The sequence below is a fragment of the Mesorhizobium sp. CA12 genome, assembly GCF_020165255.1.
Classification (GTDB): Bacteria; Pseudomonadota; Alphaproteobacteria; order Rhizobiales; family Rhizobiaceae; genus Mesorhizobium.
On sequence record NZ_JAIUHT010000001.1, the window covers coordinates 633334 to 651848 of the forward strand.

Below are 18515 nucleotides of genomic sequence, written 5' to 3' on the forward strand. Positions count from 1 at the left end.
ATTTGTCGCTTCTGTTTGTGCGCAGACTTCAGCCGACCCTCTCCGTACGTGCGAAGCTCGGCTGCGCGGCAAAGCGCTGATACCAATCCCGGACATCCTCAAAGCGCGCCAACAAATCGCGTCCTTCCGCGACTTTGACGAAATAGGCGACGATCGGTGCCGCGTGCAGGTCGGCCAGTGTCAGTTGCTCGCCTAGCAGCCACGGCCCTTTCGCCTTCAGCGATGTCAGAACCTTGAGCACCGTCTCAGCCTGGCTCAGTCCGCTGGCGATCAGCTGCTCATCCGGTTGCGTTTTCTCCAGCCGCTCGACGGCGACGTCCCAGACCATGGCACGATAACCATAGGCGTCGAGCATGCCGCTGATCTGGACCATCCTGGCGCGGCCGCGCGCGTCGACCGGCTGCAAGGCCGGGCCGTCGAAGGCTTCGTCGACATAGCGCGTGATCGCACCGGTCTCGAACAGTCGAAAACCGTCGTGCTCGAAGGCCGGGATGCGGCCGAAAGGGTGATGTTCCAGATACCAGGCCGGGATGCCTTCGGCGGCGAAGATGTCGAGGGGAACGAGCTCGTAGCCGACGCCTTTCTCCTCCAGCGTCATCCGTGCGATGCGCGCATAGACGCTATAGTCCGCGCCGTAGAGAGTTGGCTTGGCCATCGATCAGCGCTCCCCTCCGCTCGTCGGAGTACCAAAAAAGAAGGCTCCTTCCGGAGCCTTCGGTATGCCGAATGTGGGTTTACCCCATGGCTTTCTGCAAATTCTCGTCGATCTTGTCGAGGAAGCCGGTGGTCGAGAGCCAGGGCTGGTCGGGACCGATCAGCAGCGACAGGTCCTTGGTCATGAACCCGCTCTCGACGGTCTGGATACAGACCTTTTCCAGCGTCTCGGCGAAGCGCTTGAGCTCGGCATTGTCGTCGAGCTTGGCGCGGTGGGCGAGGCCGCGCGTCCAGGCGAAGATCGAGGCGATCGAATTGGTCGAGGTTTCCTCGCCCTTCTGATGCTGCCGGTAGTGGCGCGTCACGGTGCCGTGCGCGGCTTCCGCCTCCACCGTCTTGCCGTCCGGCGTCATCAGCACCGAGGTCATCAGGCCGAGCGAGCCGAAGCCTTGCGCCACGGTGTCGGACTGCACGTCGCCGTCATAGTTCTTGCAGGCCCAGACATAGCCGCCCGACCATTTCAGGCTGGAAGCGACCATGTCGTCGATCAGGCGGTGCTCGTACCAGAGTTTCCTTGCCTTGAACTCGGCCTCGAACTCCTTCTCGTAGACTTCCTGGAAGATATCCTTGAAGCGGCCGTCATAGGCCTTGAGGATGGTGTTCTTGGTGGACAGGTAGACCGGGAAATTGCGCAGCAAGCCGTAGTTCAGCGAGGCGCGGGCGAACTCGCGGATCGACTCGTCGAGATTGTACATGGCCATGGCCACGCCGCCGCCCGGCGCGTCATAGACGTCATGCTCGATCACCTGGCCGTCCTCGCCGACGAACTTGATCGTCAGCTTGCCTTTGCCGGGGAAGCGGAAGTCGGTGGCGCGGTACTGGTCGCCGAAGGCATGACGTCCGACGACGATCGGCTTGGTCCAGCCCGGCACAAGGCGCGGCACGTTCTTCATGATGATCGGCTCGCGGAAGATGGTGCCGCCGAGGATGTTGCGGATGGTGCCGTTGGGCGACTTCCACATCTTCTTCAGCTTGAATTCCTCGACGCGCGCCTCGTCGGGGGTGATCGTCGCGCATTTCACGCCGACGCCCCATTTCTTGATGGCATTGGCCGAATCGATCGTTACCTGATCGTTGGTGGCGTCGCGGTGCTCGATGCCGAGATCGTAATATTCCAGCTTCAGGTCGAGATAGGGGTGGATCAGCTTGTCCTTGATGAACTGCCAGATGATGCGGGTCATCTCGTCGCCGTCGAGCTCGACGACCGGGTTCGCCACCTTGATCTTCGCCATGGAAAGAATGCCTCGTTGCTGGGGGATCTGAACGGCCTTGCCCGCATGGCTTCGGCCGGGGATGCGGAGCGTATATCAAAGGCTTTTTCAGCGCGCAAACCGCGATCCGTGCCGAAGCAGACGGGTGCCGCTGTTGTGAATGCTTCATTTTCCGGTCCGGATGTGGCAGGGGACGCCGAAACGCCGCAAACCCCGGTTACCCACAACCCATGCCAGCCATCGAAGACACAACCAAGATCGCTTCCGCCGGACCGGCGATCATCCTGGTCGAGCCGCAGCTCGGCGAGAATATCGGCATGGTGGCGCGGGCCATGGCGAATTTCGGCTTGTCCGAGCTCAGGCTGGTCAACCCGCGCGACGGCTGGCCGAGCGAGAAGGCGCGCGCGGCGGCCAGCCGCGCCGACCACGTCATCGACGCCACCAGGGTCTTCGACGACCTGCCCTCGGCGGTCGCCGACCTGAACTTCGTCTTCGCCACGACAGCGCGCGAGCGCGACGGCTTCAAGCCGGTGCGCGGTCCGGTGGAGGCGGGCAGGGCGCTCAGGGCGCGCAGCGAGGCCGGGCTGCGCACCGGTATCCTGTTCGGCCGCGAGCGCTTCGGCCTCTATAATGACGAGGTCGGGCTCGCCGACGAGATCGTCACCTTTCCGGTCGATCCCGGCTTTTCCTCACTCAACATCGCCCAGGCGGTGCTTTTGATGTCCTATGAATGGATGAAGTCCGGCCTCGCCGACGAAACCCAGACCAACTTCTCCGGGCCGGAGCTGGCGCCGGCGCCCAAGGAGCAGCTGCACAGCCTGTTCGCCTACCTCGAGAACGCGCTGGAAGCGCGCGGCTATTTTCGCCCCGAAGAAAAGAAGCCGAAGATGGTCGACAATCTGCGCGCAGTGCTGACGCGCCCGGGCTTCGCCGAGCCCGAGCTCAAGGTGCTGCGCGGAATCATTTCCTCGCTCGACAGGTTTTCGCCGGCCATGCCGCGGGGCGATGGCTCGCCCTGGGACGATCCGAGACGATTGCCGGCCGGCGCGCGCAGTCGCGCCAAAGACGAAGAAAGTTAAGATCGGTAAGCTGTGAGCATTTGAAGTAACCGAATTTTATTCGGTTGCGCCTCATCCTTGCTGCAATAGTGGGGGTGGCACATGTTTACGTCCAATATTGGTCGACTGCGCTTTTTCCTTTACTCTCTCGGTCTCGCCGTAGCCGAAACCGTGGTGATCGTCATCTGCATTGTCAGCACGATCGGTTTCGAAGGGCTGCTCAATTCAGGGCCCGGTCCGTCGCGCCAGGGCATGGCAGGCGCGGTCCTCATCGCCTCTCTCATCTTCGTCGCGCTTCGCGGCAACATCGCCTCGCGCCGCACCCGCGACGCCAACGGACGCCGCTGGATCCTGTGGGCCTACATCGCCCTTTCGGCTGTCTATGCCCTTCTGCAGGCAGGCGTGCTGCTGGTCGTCAAATTCGGCGACCCCGAGAGCATTCCGGGCGGGCTGAACCTGCTTGGGTTTTCGGTATTCGGACTCTGGTGCACGATTTGGTGGGCGAAGCCCGTCGCGGGCAGCAACATCGATGAATTGACCGATGTTTTCGACTTCGATGGCCCGCTGCCGGCATCGACGCGCGCTGCACGCACCGCTGTGCCGGCCGCTCCACGCGCCGCGGTTGGCGCTTCAGCCGCACTCATCCCGCCTGCGCCGCAGCCTTTCGGCAGACCGCGCCCGGCCGGTTTCGGCAAGCGCGGCATATGAGTGATTTTAGAGATAGGGCATGATGTCGTCCGAAAGCCGCTTGGCACTTTTCGGCATCATGTTCTAGCGACTGCGCAAAAGCTGCTCGCATTCGCCTCTTCAAGACCACGATCATTCGCGATAGAAGCGCGTCGGTCCAATTCCGGGCCTGTCGTTTCTCATAACCGGATGACAATGAGCGATCGATCAAGCCAGCGCCCGATCCTGATGTTCGATTCCGGCGTCGGCGGGCTGACCGTGCTGCGCGAGGCGCGCGTGCTGATGCCCGACCGCCGCTTCGTCTATGTCGCCGACGACGCGGCTTTTCCCTATGGCGCTTGGGAGGAACCGGCGCTCCAGGAACACATCCTTGCACTGTTCGGCAAATTGCTCGACCGGCTCCAGCCGGCGATTTCGGTCATTGCCTGCAATACAGCCTCGACGCTGGTGATCGATGCGCTGCGCGATAAATTCCCCGGCCATCCCTTTGTCGGCACCGTTCCGGCAATCAAGCCGGCGGCCGAACGCACCCGCTCCGGCCTGGTGTCGGTGCTGGCGACGCCGGGCACCGTGAAGCGCCAATACACGCGCGACCTGATCAGCAAATGGGCGCAGAAATGCCATGTGCGCCTGGTTGGCAGCGACCGGCTGGCGGGGCTCGCCGAGATCTATATGCGCCAGGGTTTCGTCGACGAGGAAGCCGTGCGCGCCGAAATTGCGCCCTGCTTCATCGAGCGCGACGGCAACCGCACCGACATCGTCGTGCTTGCCTGCACGCACTACCCGTTTCTCGCCAACCGCATGCGCAAGACCGCGCCCTGGCCGGTCGACTGGATAGATCCCGCCGAGGCGATCGCGCGGCGCGCCATGTCGCTGCTTGAACCCGTTGGGGAGACATCCGCTGAAAGCGAGCCGGATCTTGCCGTTTTCACCTCGGGCAAGGTGGATTTCGCCACGAGGCGGCTGATCCAGGGTTTTGGACTCACCGCACCTTAGTGCTCAAAGCGGCTGAGCGGTCTCGAAAACGATGCTGCGTTGATCCGGATCGGCCGAGACAAGCTTCAGACTGAGATTGTCGCCCTGTCTGAGCCCTGAAGCCTTCACGCTGGCAACCACCGGCATGTCGGCAAGCTGCACGCGCACGCCACGCTCGACGAAGTCGGTGACGACGGCCTCGAACGTCTCGCCCTCATGTCCCTTGAGCATCACCGCCTCGGCAAGGTCGATTGCCGCGTGGCTGATCTGCGAGGCGCGGGCATCCGCGCGCCCCATCACCTTCGGCAGTCTGGCGAAGGCGTCGGTGACGGCCTGCGGCACGGGCTGGCCATTGGCGATCGCCAGCGCGCAGCGCAGGACGTAGCGGTCGGCCAGCCGCCTGAGCGGCGCGGTGGCGTGGGCATAGGTCGCGGCCATCGCCTCATGCCAGGGGACGACGCCCTCCTGATAGGGTTGGTAGGATGCGCCGTTGCCTGCGCGGCGGATTTCCAGCATCAGTGCCGCCTGTTTCGGGTCGGCCGGATCGAGCGTGCGTTGATAGTCGCGCAAGCTGGTGGAGGCCGGCCAGGACAGGCCGAGCGCCTGTGCCGCGTTGCGCAGCCGTTGCACCTTGGAGGCGTCCGGCCCCGACATCACCCGGAACAGTCCGGTCTTGTGGGCCAGCATGGCGTCGGCGATCGCCATATTGGCGGCCAGCGAAAGTGCCGCATTGTCCTGCTCGGATTGCAGCAGCGGCCTGAACGAAAGCCGGAACGTGCCGTCGGCGAGCCTTTCCACCTCCTGCTCGGGCGGATCGACGCGCGAAGCGCCGCGGCGCTCTTCGTTTGCCGCCATGCGCCGCGCCAGCTCAGCGAAGCCGGCCGGAACGTCGGCGGCCCGCACGCTGTCATAGGCGAGCTTGGCGCGGCTTTGGATGATGGCGCGCTCAGCGCCATCCAATTTCACCGCACCGTCCTCGGCGACCCGAACGGTGAAGACGACTGCCGGACACGGCTCATCGGGCAACAGGCTTGCCGCGGCCTCGGCGAGCACCGGTGGGTAGAGCCCGGCCCTGCCGTCCGGCAAGTAAAGTGTCTCGCCCCGGCCCCAGGCTTCGAGATCAATCGCGTCGCCGTCCTCGACGAACCAGGCCACGTCGGCAATGGCATAGTGCAAGAGAAGATCGCCGCCGCTGGCCTCGATCGAGAAGGCCTGGTCGAGATCGGTGGAACTCGCCGGATCGAGCGTGACGAAGAGCATTTCCGTCCGGTCGGCATGCTGCTCGGGCACACGCTTTGCCGCCGCCTCCGCCGCGGCCGTTACCGCAGGCGGAAATCCATCCGGCACGTGGAATTCTGCGCGGATTTTCGCAAGGCCGGTGGAAAGCGCCTGTGAGGGATCATTCAGGGATTTCATGCAACCGTCCTACACTGGCATTCCGGGCGCGGGAAGGCCTGCCAGGATCCCGCCAAGGTCGGCCGCCTAATCGCCAACTCAAGCAGGCCCACGGGCCGGGCCGTAGCCGCTGGAACTGCCGCTTCGGCCCGGCGTTTCTTCTCACAGCAAAGGGAGAAACCGCCATGCCCGCCAAATCGCAAGCCCAGCAAAAGGCCGCCGGCGCAGCGCTTTCCGCCAAGCGCGGCGAGACGAAGAAGAGCGAACTCAAAGGCGCTTCGCGCGAAATGTATGAATCGATGAGCGAAAAGCAGCTCGAGGAGTTCGCCGAGACCAAGCGCAAAAGTCTGCCCAGCAAGAAGTCGTAGTCGAATGAAAGGCCTGCGGCGTCGGCCACGGGCCTCCGTCAACCCCTTTTGGCGCAAGATGAGCTAGCGGCGCCACCAGCAGCGTTTGGTCTTGTAGCGGATGACGTGGCGATGGCCGTGGCGCCAGACCACTCTTTTCGTCACCACGACGCGGCATATCTGCCTGTGGCCGCTCCAATGCCTGGCCATGGCAGGTTCCGGCGTCATGACCGCCATAGATCCCGCCAATACAGCGGCCCCGGTCAGGGTAAGGAAGAACTTCTTCATGGGAATTCGGACTCCTCTGCTCCAGTCCCTTCATTAAGATGGCAGAGCAGGGCAGCTCCTTGGAAGCACAAGCCGCTCTGCTGCCGACGGCTTTCGCCACAACCGGCACTGCACGCCACGCGGGAAATTATCGGGTTGCGACCCGCGCTGCCAGCCGTAAGCTTGACACCGGTTAAATCTCTGTTTAACAGGCCCACCAACACCGGGTGGCGACGCCCGGTGGTTTCTTTTGACGTGTCCCGTGGGTTTCCGTCGCTTTGCGTGGAAAACCCTGTCAGGTCTCGAAAACGGAGGCCAGAGGAGGGCGCGTTTCCTTCGCCCGGAGCCATGGGGTTCCGGGTATATTGTTTTGAAAGGGAATGCGATGAGCAAGCGCGAATCCGCGAAATACAAGATCGACCGCCGTCTCGGCGAAAATATCTGGGGCCGTCCGAAGTCCCCGGTCAACAAGCGTGAATACGGCCCCGGCCAGCACGGCCAGCGCCGCAAGGGCAAGCTGTCCGATTTCGGCCTGCAGCTGCGCGCCAAGCAGAAGCTGAAGGGTCACTATGGCGACGTTTCGGAAAAGCAGTTCCGCAAGGTCTATGAAGAGGCCAACCGCCGCAAGGGCGACACCTCCGAGAACCTGATCGGCCTGCTCGAGTCGCGTCTCGACGCGGTGGTCTACCGCGCCAAGTTCGTGCCGACCATCTTCGCCGCCCGTCAGTTCGTCAACCACGGCCATGTCAACGTCAACGGCAAGCGCACGAACATCGGCTCGTATCGCTGCAAGCCGGGCGACGTCATCGAGGTGCGCGAGAGGTCGAAGCAGCTCGTGATCGTGCTGGAATCGGTCGCTCTCGCCGAGCGCGACGTGCCGGACTACATCGAAGCCGACCACAACAAGATGACCGCGACCTTCGCTCGCGTTCCCGGCCTTTCGGACGTTCCGTTCGCCGTGCAGATGGAACCGAACCTGGTCGTCGAATTCTACTCGCGCTGATCGACATCAATCAGCCGGTGCATCCAAGGCCGCCTTTCGAGGCGGCCTTTTCTTTGGCGGTCAGGTCCGCTAAGCCGGGCGCCAACAGAACCATGGGGCCGGCGCCATGAATATGCTGCCAGATGTCAAATCCCTCGAGGCGATCGACGATGAGACCGACGACGGTTTCCACCCGCTGTTTCGCGACGTGCCGTCCTCGGTCGAGTTCAACAAGCTGCGCAAGCGGCTGTTGAGGCTCACCCGCCAGGCGATCGAGGATTTCGCCATGGTGAAGCCGGGCGAACGCTGGCTGGTGGCGCTGTCGGGCGGCAAGGATTCCTACGGCCTGCTGGCGCTTTTGCTCGACCTCAAATGGCGCGGGCTGCTGCCGGTCGAACTGCTCGCCTGCAATCTCGACCAGGGCCAGCCGAATTTCCCGAAGCACATCCTGCCTGACTATCTCAACGCCAACGGCATCGCCCACCGCATCGAATACCAGGACACCTATTCGGTGGTGACCGACAAGCTGCCGCAGGGCAGCACCTATTGCTCGCTTTGCTCGCGGTTGCGGCGCGGCCATCTGTACCGCATCGCGCGCGAGGAAGGGTGCTCGGCGCTGGTGCTTGGCCATCACCGCGAGGATATTCTCGAGACGTTCTTCATGAACCTGTTCCATGGCGGGCGTCTCGCCGCCATGCCGCCCAAGCTCCTCAATGACGAAGGCGACGTCATGGTGCTGCGGCCGCTCGCCTATAGCGCCGAGGCCGACCTCGAAAAATTCGCCAACGCGATGAAATTCCCGATCATCCCGTGCGACCTCTGCGGCAGCCAGGAAGGGCTGCAGCGCAACGCCATGAAGGCGATGCTCGACGACATCGAGAAGCGCATGCCGGGCCGCAAGGACACGATGATCCGCGCCATGGCCAATGTAAGGCCCTCGCATCTCCTGGACAGGAAGCTGTTCGACTTCGCGGGCCTCGATGCAAACCCAGGACAAGACATTTCCGATGCGATTTGACGATAATGCGATCGACTGGCTGGCCGAGCTTCTCGCCGGTGCCGCAAACGCCGAAATCATGCCGCGCTTCCGCCGGCTGGGCGAGGGCGACGTGCGCCAGAAGACATCCGCCGCCGACCTCGTCACCGAGGCGGACGTCAACGCCGAGAGGCTGATCACCGCCAGGCTGCTTGAACGTTATCCGGACGCCATGGTGGTCGGCGAGGAAGCTTGCTCCGATAACCCGGCGCTGCTGTCTGGCCTTGGCGATGCTGCGCTTGCCTTCGTCATCGATCCGGTCGACGGCACTTTCAATTTCGCTTCCGGCGTGCCGCTGTTCGGTGTCATGGCCGGCGTCGTCGTCAATGGCGAGACCGTCGCCGGCATCATCCATGACCCGGTCGGCAAGGACTGGCTGATCGGGACCAAGGGCGCCGGCAGCCATATCCGCCATGCGCATGGCGCGCTGGAGAAGGTTCGCGTCGCGGCGCCGGTGCCGATGTCGCAGATGACCGGTTCCGTTTCCTGGCAGTTTCTTCACGAGCCCGAACGCTCGCGGCTCGCCCGCAACCAGACCAAGACGCTGTCGCAATTCGCCTATCGCTGCGCGGCGCATGAATACCGGCTTCTGGCCAGCGGCCACGCCCATTTCGTGCTCTACAACAAGCTGATGCCCTGGGATCATCTCGCCGGGGCGCTGATCCACCAGGAAGCCGGCGGCCATGTTGCGCGCGTCGACGGCAGCGCCTACCTTCCCTCGCATGTCGATGGCGGCCTGCTTGTGGCGCCGGACAAGCAAAGCTGGGACGAGTTGCGACGCGAGCTCTGGGCGGAATAGGGGCCGTGCCGGCTCTGGCCGGCAAAGCTGCCGGCCATACAGCATTTAATGCAGATCGGTGATGTGCCCCGAAACAGGGGGATTGTGAGGCTGGAACATCCTGCCCCGCTCGGCGATTAGGATCATCAGCAGAGCCGCGACCGAGACGGTGCAGAAGCCGGCGGCCAGAGGCGTCACCGTGCCGTTATAGGCCTGGCCGATCAGCGCGCCGATGATGGCGCCGAGGAAGGTCTGCATGAAGCCCAGGATGGACGCGGCGGTGCCGGCGAGCTCGCCGAGCGGCTCCATGGCCAAAGCGTTGAAATTCGCGCCAAGTCCGCCGAAGGGCAGCATCGCGCCGGCAAAAAACGCGATGAACAGCCAGAGCGGCATTTTCATTTCGAGCGAGACGACGAGCCAGGCAAGGCTGATGCACAGGAAGACAAGCAGCGCGCCCTGCGACAGGCGGCGCATGCCGATCTGTCCGACCAGCCGCGAATTCAGATAGTTCGAGAAAGCCAGCACGCCGGCGACGCCGGCAAAGATCAGCGGGAACAATTCGCCGACATGGAAGATGTCGATATAGATCTGCTGGGCCGAGCTGATGAAGCCGAACATGGCCGCGAAGATGAAGGTGCTGGCAAAGGCGTAGCAAAGCGTGAGGCGGTTGGTGAGCACGATGCGGAAGCCGCCGGCGACGGAGCTTACCGTCAGCGGTCGGCGATATTCCGGATGCAGCGTCTCGGGCAGGCGCAACAGCGCCCACGCCGACACGACCAGCGCACCGATGGCCATGGTGATGAAAATCCAATGCCAACTGGCAAACAGCATGACAAACTGGCCGATGCCGGGCGCGACCACAGGAATTGCCATGAACACCATGAAGATCAGGGACATCACCTCGGCCATGCGCCGCCCTTCGAACGTGTCGCGCACGATCGAGACGGCGATGACGCGGGTCGCCGCCGCGCCGAAGCCTTGTATCAGGCGGCAGGTGAGCAACAGGGCGAAACTCGGCGCGACGGCGGCGGCGGCCGCGGCGGCGACATAGACGACCAGGCCGAAGACCAACGGCGCACGGCGCCCGAAGCGATCCGAAATGGGTCCGAAGAAAAGCTGTCCGCCGCCGAAGCCAAGCATATAGGCGGTGATGACATATTGGCGATGGTTCTCGCTCTCGACGCCGAGCGAGGCGCCGATCTGCTGAAGCGCCGGCAGCATGATGTCGATGGCCAGGGAGTTGAGCGCCATGAGCGCCGCGCAGAGCGCGATGAATTCCCAGCGCGGAATGGGCAAGCTTGTTGCCGATTGCTGCGCTGCTGCCTGCTTGTCCACCGCGAAATCCGATTCTTCAAACGAACATGCGCCGGATTACCGGCGCATCCATTCGTCTCGTTCTCGAATCCGAGAACTACAATGCCGAGGTGGGGGCAGCCCCGGAAGCTAGTGTCCGCCGGCCGGTCGCCGACGCAATCCGATCAGGCGGCGCCTTTGACGCTGACGCCCTTTTCGACCAGAAAGTCCTGCAATTCACCGGCTTGGAACATCTCGCGCACGATGTCGCAACCGCCGACGAATTCGCCCTTCACATAGAGCTGCGGGATGGTCGGCCAGTTGGAATAATCCTTGATGCCCTGGCGCAATTCGGCAGAGTCGAGCACGTTGACGCCTTTGTAGTCGGCCCCGATATAATCGAGGATCTGCACCACCTGTCCGGAGAACCCGCATTGCGGGAAGCCGGGTGTGCCCTTCATGAAGAGCACGACGTCGTTGCTCTTCACTTCATTATCGATGTAGTCGTTGATGCCGGTCATGGACAATCCTTTCATGCCTGTGGGAGTCAGGCTCGAAGCATGTCCTTCAAATAAACCCATAGGTTGGCTGAAACAAGACGTTAGCCGTGACGCTGGCCCAATGGCGCAAAAGTCGGCGCGGTTTGGGCCAAACCGAGTGACGGTGGATTCGTAGTGATGAATCTGAGCTTGGTGCCCGATGCGGAAGACGTCTCCCGGCCCAGATCTGCCCCCTCGGAGCTATGACCCGTTGCGCATATCTTCACCAAGCGCGATGATCTCCACTGCGCCAAGCCGGCGTTCTGGGCATTTGGAGGCGAATGCGGCATGTCCGGTTTCGATATCGGCTTCGTGATCTTCCCTGGAATCACGCAACTCGACTTTACTGGCCCGTTTGAAGTCTTGAGCCGGCTTGGAACGCCTGCCTCGATCTCTGCCGCCAGCAAGTTCCCTCAATCGAGAACCCACGTTGTCGCGAAGACCATGCTACCGGTTTCGAGCGACCGCGGTCTCGGCATCATGCCCACCTGCACGTTTCAGAGCTGTCCCCCGCTAGACCTGATTTGCCTGCCCGGTGGCGCAGGCGTTGTGGAAGCTCTCGCCGATTTCGAGACGGTCGACTTCATTCGTCGCCAGGGCGAGCAGGCAGAATATGTAACCTCCGTTTGCATGGGCGCCTTTCTTCTTGGTGCAGCCGGGTTGTTGAAGGGACGTAGGGCTGCGACACATTGGGCCTACGTCGATCTGCTCCCCTTGGTCGGCGCCAGTCACGAAAAGGGGCGGGTAGTGCGCGACGGCAATGTCTTCACCTCGGGCGGCGTCACTTCGGGGATTGACTTCGCATTCCGCATCGTCGCCGAACTTGCTGGACCGGAGGTCGCGCAAGCCATCCAACTCGGGATCGAGTACGACCCGTCTCCTCCCTTTGATTCAGGTCACCCTGACAAGGCATCTGAGGCGGCCATCGCGCTCATGGTTCAACGCAACGAAAAGGTCTACACGGGGATTCGCGAAGGACTCAAAAAATTGGTCATCCCCGGGAAATTTCCGCGCTAAGGGACCTACAACTCCAGTACCAGCCGTCAGATTTCAACCACTAGTCCGGAACGCTGGTCTGCAGCGCCAGAGCATGCAGGACACCCCCCATCTTGCCCTTCAGCGCGTCATAGACCATCTGGTGCTGCTGGACGCGGCTTTTGCCCCGGAAACTCTCGGCCACCACTTCGGCCGCATAATGATCGCCGTCGCCGGCCAGATCGCGGATGGTCACCTTGGCGTCGGGAATGCCTTCCTTGATCAGTTTTTCGATGTCGTGGGCATCCATTGCCATGGCAAAATCCTGTTTCAAGCGGGCAGGCTGTGTGGTGTGACTCGGGGTAGAGCCTAGAACCTTTCCAGCCCGGATTGAAGCCGTTCCGTCGCAGAAGGAAGCCTAGGAATTATCCGGGCTCGGATGAAGCACACCGTCCTCGCTGATGTCATCGCGCGTCGAATAGGCGCGGCCGAGGCTGAAGACCAGCACGTAGAGCGGGACGTTGATCAGCAGGCCGACGATGGGAAGATAGCTCGTCATCCGCCATGCAGTTGAGAAGAAGGCTTGACCGTAGCCGTCGCAGATCAAGGACGAGCCATAGTCCCAAACCGCCCCGACCGCGGCGGCAACGGCAAAGAGCTTGATGCAGGTCGCGATGTGCTTTGCCCGCGCCGGCTCCGGAGAAAACCTGTTTCACAGCACGAGACAGGCGATTGGAACCGCGTAGATCAGGCTCTGCACGATGAGCATCGGCAGCGTGCCGTTTGCCGCCGCCAGGAACTCGGCGCGGGTTTCTAGCCGGGGGCAGATCTCGCTCGACGTCGTCGACAGCAGGAACAGGGCGAACGGTCCGAGAAACCAGAAGAAGAACAGAGACGGCCAGAAGACGACTGCGACCAGCGCCCTGGCGGTTAAATCATGTCGCATAAAAAAGGATTTATGCGACATGATTTAGGTCTTTTACGTTAAGCATGTCTTTTTCCCGAAACCGCTGCACACTTTCGGGAGACATGCTTCTGGTCAACTGGCCTGATCCATGAAGCGCGGGAACCAGCCCTCATGGGCGGCGGTCAATTCACTGACCGGGATCGGCCGTGCGTCACCCAGCTTCAATTCACGTCCGCCGGTGGTGCCGATCCATGGCGCGAAGATGCCGAGCTTGCTCTGCTCCTCGCGGATCCTGTCCCATTCGCCGCTTTGCGGGTCGATTGATAACGTCAATAGATAGCGGCCTTGGTCCTCGCCGAACCAGACCGGAATCGGGTCGGTGCCGGTGAGGCCGGGGATGGTGGCGCCGATGCCGGAGGCCATAGCCATTTCGGCCAGCGCTACCGCCAGGCCGCCGTCGGAGACATCGTGGGCCGATGTCACGATGCCGGAAGCGATCAGCGAGCGCACATGGTCGCCGACGCGCTTCTCATGCGCGAGGTCGACGGGCGGCGGCGGACCGTCGGAGCGGCCATGGATGTCACGCATATAGGCGGACTGGCCGAGATGGCTGCCCCATGTCGGTGGCGCGCCGACAAGCACGATCATCTGGCCCTCGGCGGCAAAGCCGATGCGCGCCATCTTCGACCAGTCGGCGATGAGGCCGACGCCGCCGATCGTCGGGGTCGGCAGGATGCCGCGGCCATTGGTTTCGTTGTAGAGCGAGACATTGCCCGACACGATCGGGAAGCCGAGCGCGCGGCAGGCATCCCCGATGCCTTTGATGGCGCCGACGAGCTGACCCATGATCTCCGGCCGCTCCGGATTGCCGAAATTGAGATTGTCGGTGGCAGCAAGCGGCAGGGCGCCCGTTGCCGTCAGGTTGCGCCAGCATTCGGCCACAGCCTGCTTGCCGCCTTCGTAAGGATCGGCCTCGCAGTAGCGCGGCGTGACGTCGGAGGAAAAGGCCAGCGCCTTGGTCGGGTGACCTTCGACGCGCACGACGCCGGCATCGCCGCCTGGAAGCTGTAGCGAATTGCCCTGGATCAGCGTGTCATACTGCTCCCACACCCAGCGGCGCGAGGAGAGATCCGGCCCCCCCAGCATCTTGAGCAGCGCGTCGGCGACATCGGCCTTCGGCGCGTCGTTCGCGGCAAGCGGCGTTGGTTTCTTCGCCTCGACCCAGGGGCGGTCATATTCCGGCGCCTGGTCGCCCAGTTCCTTGATCGGCAGATTGGCGACCTCGTCACCCTGATGGATGACGCGGAAGCGCAGATCATCGGTGGTCTTGCCGACGATGGCGAAGTCGAGGCCCCATTTGCGGAAGATCGCCTCGGCTTCCTCTTCCTTTTCCGGGCGCAGCACCATCAGCATGCGCTCCTGGCTTTCCGACAGCATCATCTCATAGGCGCTCATGCGCTCCTCGCGCACCGGCACCTTGTCGAGGTCGAGCTCGATGCCGAGGTCGCCCTTGGCGCCCATCTCCACGGCGGAGCAGGTCAGGCCGGCGGCACCCATGTCCTGGATGGCGATGACGGCGCCCGACGCCATCAGCTCGAGGCAGGCCTCCAGCAGGCATTTTTCGGTGAAGGGATCTCCGACCTGCACGGTCGGACGCTTCTCCTCGATCTTGTCGTCGAATTCGGCCGAGGCCATGGTGGCGCCGCCGACGCCGTCGCGCCCGGTCTTGGCGCCGAGATAGACGACCGGCAGGCCGACGCCCTTGGCCTGCGACAGGAAGATGGCGTTGGTCTTGGCAAGACCCGCCGCGAAGGCATTGACCAGAATGTTGCCGTTGTAGCGAGCATCGAAATTGACTTCGCCGCCGACGGTCGGCACGCCGAAGGAATTGCCGTAGCCGCCGACGCCCGAAACCACGCCCGCGACAAGGTGCCGGGTCTTGGGATGATCCGGCGCGCCGAAGCGAAGCGCGTTCATTGCCGCCACCGGCCTGGCGCCCATTGTGAAGACGTCGCGCAGGATGCCGCCGACGCCGGTCGCGGCACCCTGATAAGGTTCGATGTAAGAGGGGTGGTTGTGGCTCTCCATCTTGAAGACGACGCAGTCACCGTCGCCGATGTCGACCACACCGGCATTCTCGCCTGGACCCTGGATGACCTGCGGACCGCTGGTCGGCAGCGTGCGCAGCCATTTCTTGGAGGACTTGTAGGAGCAGTGCTCGTTCCACATCGCCGAGAAGATGCCGAGCTCGGTGAAGCTTGGCTCGCGGCCGACCAGATCGAGGATGCGCTGGTATTCGTCCGGCTTCAGCCCATGCGCGGCGACGAGCTCGGGAGTGATCGGCACGGAATTGGAAATGGTCATGAGCGGCGATTTTTGTCCGTGGAAGAGGGGAGTTTCTTTGAGTCTCCTCTTATCGCAAGCTTTCGCGCGATACACCCCACCGGATGACGAAAAAAGCCGGAAAACGGCCCCTGCCGGCGGAGGCCAGGGCCTAGAGCTCGCCAGCTTGATCAGGAAAAACTGTCGTAGCCGGCGCGGCCTTCGTCAAGCAGGCGGCGGATGACGGCGACGCCGCCGGCGACATCCGAGCTTTGCCGCGGCTGCGACACGCCAAAGCGCACGCCGTGAAAGACCTGCTCGGAGCGGCCGGCCTTGAACTCGTCCTCGTCGTCGATGAGCACGCCTTGCGCCAGGCAGGCGTTCTTGAAAGTGCCGGACAGCCACGGGTCCGGCAAGGTCAGCCAGACGAAGGGCACGTTGTCGCGCGCCTTGAAATCAAAACCCGCCAGCACTTCGCGCACGATAGCGAGGCGCACCTGGATTTCGCCAATGCAGCGCTTGCGGATCTCGCCCGCCTGGCCCGACATCACCAGCCTCGTGCCGACCTCGGCCAGCAGAAAGGGCAGGCCGCCGGTCATCATCTTGTGCGCGACACGGATGCGGTGGCGATAGGCCGGTGGGCAGGAAAGCCAGCCGCCGCGCACGCCTGCCGCGACCGACTTTGACAGGCCGCCGGCGACGATCGTGCGCTCGGGCGCGTATTCGGCCAGCAGCGGTGTCGGGTCGTCGGTGAGTTCGCCGTAAAGATCGTCCTCGATCAGCGCGACATTGTACTCACGCGCGATCTTGGCGATCGCCTGCCGCCGCTCCGCCGACAACGTCACCAGCGTCGGGTTCTTAGCGGTCGGCATCAGGAACATCAGCTTTGGATGTTTCTGAGCGCAGACGCGCTCGAAATCATCCGGGTCGATACCGCCCTCATCAGTCAAAACCAGCGCCGTGCGGCGGCCGATCAGCCCGGCGCTGCGCGCGATCTGCGAATAGGTGAGGTGCTCGAAGACCACGTAGTCGCCGGGCATGGTCAGCGCCGCGATCGCCGCCATGACTGCAGCATGGGTGCCCAGCGTCGGCACGATCGAATCGAGCGAGGGGCGGAAGGCATTGCGCGCCAGCCAGCGGCTGCCTGCCTCATACCAGCGTTCGGGAAAATCCCGCGTATAGCTCGAAATGTCGTGCGGATGCTCCTGCGCCGTGCGTGCCAGCATGTCGGCTATCACCGCGCCCTGGCCGACATCGGGCGCGGCGGTGCTGTCGAAGCGCAGCTTGCCGCTTGGCGCATCGATGGGGCGCGTGCCCTGGATGGCAGGTTCCAAATCCGGCTTCGGGTCTGCGGCGCGCTGGCCTAGCACATAGGTGCCGCGGCCGACCTCGCCGCTCACAAGGCCCCGCTCGCGCAGCAGCTGATAGGCCCTGCCGATGGTGCCGACGGTCGTGCCGATGTCGTAGGCGAGGTCGCGTTGCGGCGGCAGTTTTGCACCGGCGTCGATAACGCCCTTGTCGATATCTGACTCAATGCTGTCAGCAAGGCGCTGATAGAGCGGACCGGAGCCAGAGGAAAGATCGGGGAGCCAATTTGTCATGGTGACAATTTTCTATATTGCACCGCGCGATGAGTCAATTCATATCGATCTCGCGATTGGGAAGGTACAATCGGAACAAGGCAGAATGACAATGGATACAATCGAGACAATTCGCTATGCTCGCCCGGTTTCTGGCGCGCAGGTCGATCCCTTGGCCCATCGTGGCTTCGTCGGCCGCACGGCGGTTGTGCTCCGTTCCCTCGTAAGGCAGTTCGACCGGATGCTGGAGCGCAGGCGCGGCCGCCTCGCGCTCATGGAGATGACGGACGAGCAGCTCAAGGATATCGGCGTCTCGCGCTGCGACGCCCATCGCGAAGGCATCAGGCCATTTTGGGAATGATGGTCTATCTTCGGGTTGCGGGCTTTCTTCGCAACCGGCCGATACCGTGATCGACAAGCACGGCGAGCACGCTCAATGCGATGAACAGGGCCGTGACGCCAAGCGCCGAAACGGCAACGTTGGCGGCGCCGTTCTTGGCGACGTCGAGGAATGGGTAGGGTACTTCGCCGGCGAAGGGCGCGCGTATCAGCGCGTAGGCGAGATAGGCGACCGGATAGATCATCCACCAGGCGATGTCGCTCCACTGCCGCCTGCCATCGGCGCCCGCCACCAGCCACCACAGCACGAACAGCGCCGGCGTCATATAGTGCAAGAGGACGTCGCAGAGCAGGAACAAACCCCGCGGCTGCCAGAGCTTCGCCAGGACTGTGGTGTAGACGATGAAAACCAAAGTCATGGCCACGGCGACGCCAGTCCGCGTCCGCGGTCCGGCAAAGGCCGGGAACCAGGCATAGCCGGCGGGTGACAGCAGCGAGGCGTGCACCATCACAGCGGCGATGTTGGTCAGGACGGTGAAGAAGCTGAAATAGAAGACGATCGAGCTGAGCAGGCCGCGGCCTGCGGCCATCGATGCCGGGATAGTGATGGCGAATTGCAGAACAAGCGCAATCAGCCCGACAGCCAGTCCCGCGGTCTGCAGGAACCGGGCCATCACAACCTCAGGCGGCAGCCGCGCAGGACGGATTGCCGGCCTGCCAGCGGGCGATATCGGAACCGATGCGCGCGCCGAGCGGCTCGTTCATCAGCGGGCCAAAGGCGTCGACGCGGTTGGAACTGCCCTGCGCCTGCACGACCAGCAGCGGCTTGCCGCCATAATGCTTGGCTGGCACCAGCAGGAAGCGCGGCGTGCCGCTGTAGGAATTGAGCTCGTTGGCCATCTGGTAGGCCTTGAAGGCCGGGTCCTTGCTGGCGATCCAGCATTTGTGCGCTGCGATGGCAACCTGTTCCATCGCGAGCAGCGAGGCGCTCTTGCCCGAGGGAACCGGCGTCGTTTTGGGGCTGGACTGGCAGGAAGCCAAGGCGAGCCCGGCGGCGGCCAGGAGAGCAAGGCGAGCGATCGTCAGTCTCATAGTCAGTCCGCCCCCGCG

At 63.2% G+C, this 18515-nt stretch carries 22 protein-coding genes; 9 read left to right on the forward strand and 13 right to left on the reverse strand.

All coding sequences use genetic code 11. The features are described from left to right. Window positions 1–28: 28 nt before the first annotated feature. Together LB520_RS03000 and LB520_RS03005 are read right to left on the reverse strand one after the other, a co-directional pair. Window positions 29–655, reverse strand: a complete 627-nt coding sequence (locus LB520_RS03000) for a glutathione S-transferase family protein (protein WP_224636373.1) — start codon at window positions 653–655, stop codon at window positions 29–31. A gap of 79 nt (window positions 656–734) precedes the next feature. Then, the gene (locus LB520_RS03005) at window positions 735–1946 is read right to left on the reverse strand and encodes an NADP-dependent isocitrate dehydrogenase (RefSeq protein ID WP_095765188.1); all 1212 of its coding nucleotides are present in this window, start codon (window positions 1944–1946) and stop codon (window positions 735–737) included. A 209-nt stretch (window positions 1947–2155) separates the two neighbouring features. On the opposite strand from LB520_RS03005, the gene LB520_RS03010 reads away from it, so the two are divergent. From LB520_RS03010 to murI, 3 genes are all read left to right on the forward strand, one after another. Continuing rightward, window positions 2156–3004 (forward strand): RNA methyltransferase, encoded by an 849-nt coding sequence (locus LB520_RS03010; protein ID WP_224636374.1) that lies wholly within the window; start codon window positions 2156–2158, stop codon window positions 3002–3004. A gap of 81 nt (window positions 3005–3085) precedes the next feature. Next, complete coding sequence (locus LB520_RS03015) at window positions 3086–3691, forward strand: hypothetical protein (protein WP_224636375.1); 606 nt, start codon at window positions 3086–3088, stop codon at window positions 3689–3691. 174 nt (window positions 3692–3865) lie between these two features. Beyond that, complete coding sequence (murI, locus tag LB520_RS03020) at window positions 3866–4666, forward strand: glutamate racemase (protein ID WP_224636376.1); 801 nt, start codon at window positions 3866–3868, stop codon at window positions 4664–4666. Window positions 4667–4669: 3 nt separating this feature from the next. On the opposite strand, the gene LB520_RS03025 is transcribed toward murI, so the two are convergent. After that, window positions 4670–6061, reverse strand: coding sequence for an RNB domain-containing ribonuclease (locus LB520_RS03025; protein WP_224636377.1), 1392 nt, complete (start codon window positions 6059–6061; stop codon window positions 4670–4672). A gap of 164 nt (window positions 6062–6225) precedes the next feature. Between LB520_RS03025 and LB520_RS03030 the strand changes: the two genes are divergently transcribed. Then, window positions 6226–6408, forward strand: coding sequence for a DUF3008 family protein (locus LB520_RS03030; protein ID WP_095765193.1), 183 nt, complete (start codon window positions 6226–6228; stop codon window positions 6406–6408). A gap of 63 nt (window positions 6409–6471) precedes the next feature. On the opposite strand, the gene LB520_RS03035 is transcribed toward LB520_RS03030, so the two are convergent. Beyond that, window positions 6472–6675, reverse strand: coding sequence for a hypothetical protein (locus LB520_RS03035; protein ID WP_140542642.1), 204 nt, complete (start codon window positions 6673–6675; stop codon window positions 6472–6474). Window positions 6676–7039: 364 nt separating this feature from the next. Between LB520_RS03035 and rpsD the strand changes: the two genes are divergently transcribed. The 3 genes from rpsD to LB520_RS03050 all read left to right on the forward strand — a co-directional run bounded on the left by rpsD (window position 7040) and on the right by LB520_RS03050 (window position 9471). After that, window positions 7040–7657: a 30S ribosomal protein S4 gene (gene rpsD, locus LB520_RS03040; RefSeq protein ID WP_224636378.1), complete on the forward strand. Its 618-nt coding sequence runs from the start codon at window positions 7040–7042 to the stop codon at window positions 7655–7657. A 106-nt stretch (window positions 7658–7763) separates the two neighbouring features. Further along, window positions 7764–8654, forward strand: a complete 891-nt coding sequence (ttcA, locus tag LB520_RS03045; protein WP_224636379.1) for a tRNA 2-thiocytidine(32) synthetase TtcA — start codon at window positions 7764–7766, stop codon at window positions 8652–8654. Then, window positions 8644–9471: an inositol monophosphatase family protein gene (locus LB520_RS03050; protein WP_224631919.1), complete on the forward strand. Its 828-nt coding sequence runs from the start codon at window positions 8644–8646 to the stop codon at window positions 9469–9471. The genes ttcA and LB520_RS03050 overlap by 11 nt, the downstream gene beginning before the upstream one ends. A 45-nt stretch (window positions 9472–9516) precedes the next feature. Here the strand turns inward: LB520_RS03050 and LB520_RS03055 are convergent, their stop codons facing one another. Together LB520_RS03055 and grxD are read right to left on the reverse strand one after the other, a co-directional pair. Next, window positions 9517–10740 carry a multidrug effflux MFS transporter gene (locus LB520_RS03055; protein ID WP_411969857.1) on the reverse strand — a complete coding sequence of 408 codons (1224 nt, stop codon included), beginning with the start codon at window positions 10738–10740 and terminating at the stop codon, window positions 9517–9519. A gap of 188 nt (window positions 10741–10928) precedes the next feature. After that, complete coding sequence (gene grxD, locus LB520_RS03060) at window positions 10929–11264, reverse strand: Grx4 family monothiol glutaredoxin (RefSeq protein WP_059185116.1); 336 nt, start codon at window positions 11262–11264, stop codon at window positions 10929–10931. Window positions 11265–11570: 306 nt separating this feature from the next. On the opposite strand from grxD, the gene LB520_RS03065 reads away from it, so the two are divergent. Further along, complete coding sequence (locus tag LB520_RS03065) at window positions 11571–12299, forward strand: DJ-1/PfpI family protein (RefSeq protein WP_224636381.1); 729 nt, start codon at window positions 11571–11573, stop codon at window positions 12297–12299. 40 nt (window positions 12300–12339) lie between these two features. On the opposite strand, the gene LB520_RS03070 is transcribed toward LB520_RS03065, so the two are convergent. The 5 genes from LB520_RS03070 to LB520_RS03085 all read right to left on the reverse strand — a co-directional run bounded on the left by LB520_RS03070 (window position 12340) and on the right by LB520_RS03085 (window position 17087). Beyond that, the gene (locus LB520_RS03070; RefSeq protein ID WP_040995401.1) at window positions 12340–12573 is read right to left on the reverse strand and encodes a BolA/IbaG family iron-sulfur metabolism protein; all 234 of its coding nucleotides are present in this window, start codon (window positions 12571–12573) and stop codon (window positions 12340–12342) included. Between the two features lie 102 nt (window positions 12574–12675). Beyond that, window positions 12676–12816: a hypothetical protein gene (locus LB520_RS29245; RefSeq protein ID WP_318012071.1), complete on the reverse strand. Its 141-nt coding sequence runs from the start codon at window positions 12814–12816 to the stop codon at window positions 12676–12678. 153 nt (window positions 12817–12969) lie between these two features. Further along, entirely contained in the window at window positions 12970–13224 is a 255-nt protein-coding gene (locus LB520_RS29250) for a hypothetical protein (protein ID WP_318012073.1), read from the reverse strand. Between the two features lie 72 nt (window positions 13225–13296). Further along, window positions 13297–15528, reverse strand: coding sequence for a phosphoribosylformylglycinamidine synthase subunit PurL (purL, locus tag LB520_RS03080; protein WP_224636383.1), 2232 nt, complete (start codon window positions 15526–15528; stop codon window positions 13297–13299). A 149-nt stretch (window positions 15529–15677) separates the two neighbouring features. Next, window positions 15678–17087 carry a PLP-dependent aminotransferase family protein gene (locus LB520_RS03085; protein ID WP_224602532.1) on the reverse strand — a complete coding sequence of 470 codons (1410 nt, stop codon included), beginning with the start codon at window positions 17085–17087 and terminating at the stop codon, window positions 15678–15680. Here LB520_RS03085 and LB520_RS03090 point away from each other — a divergent pair. Next, a complete protein-coding gene (locus tag LB520_RS03090) occupies window positions 17086–17427 on the forward strand; it encodes a DUF1127 domain-containing protein (protein WP_411969851.1) in 342 nt (113 codons plus the stop codon). The two genes, LB520_RS03085 and LB520_RS03090, sit on opposite strands and share 2 nt — an antisense overlap. A gap of 4 nt (window positions 17428–17431) precedes the next feature. On the opposite strand, the gene LB520_RS03095 is transcribed toward LB520_RS03090, so the two are convergent. After that, the gene (locus tag LB520_RS03095) at window positions 17432–18079 is read right to left on the reverse strand and encodes a Pr6Pr family membrane protein (protein WP_224636384.1); all 648 of its coding nucleotides are present in this window, start codon (window positions 18077–18079) and stop codon (window positions 17432–17434) included. A 7-nt stretch (window positions 18080–18086) separates the two neighbouring features. Further along, window positions 18087–18497, reverse strand: a complete 411-nt coding sequence (locus LB520_RS03100; protein WP_224636386.1) for a hypothetical protein — start codon at window positions 18495–18497, stop codon at window positions 18087–18089. Window positions 18498–18515 lie beyond the last annotated feature (18 nt).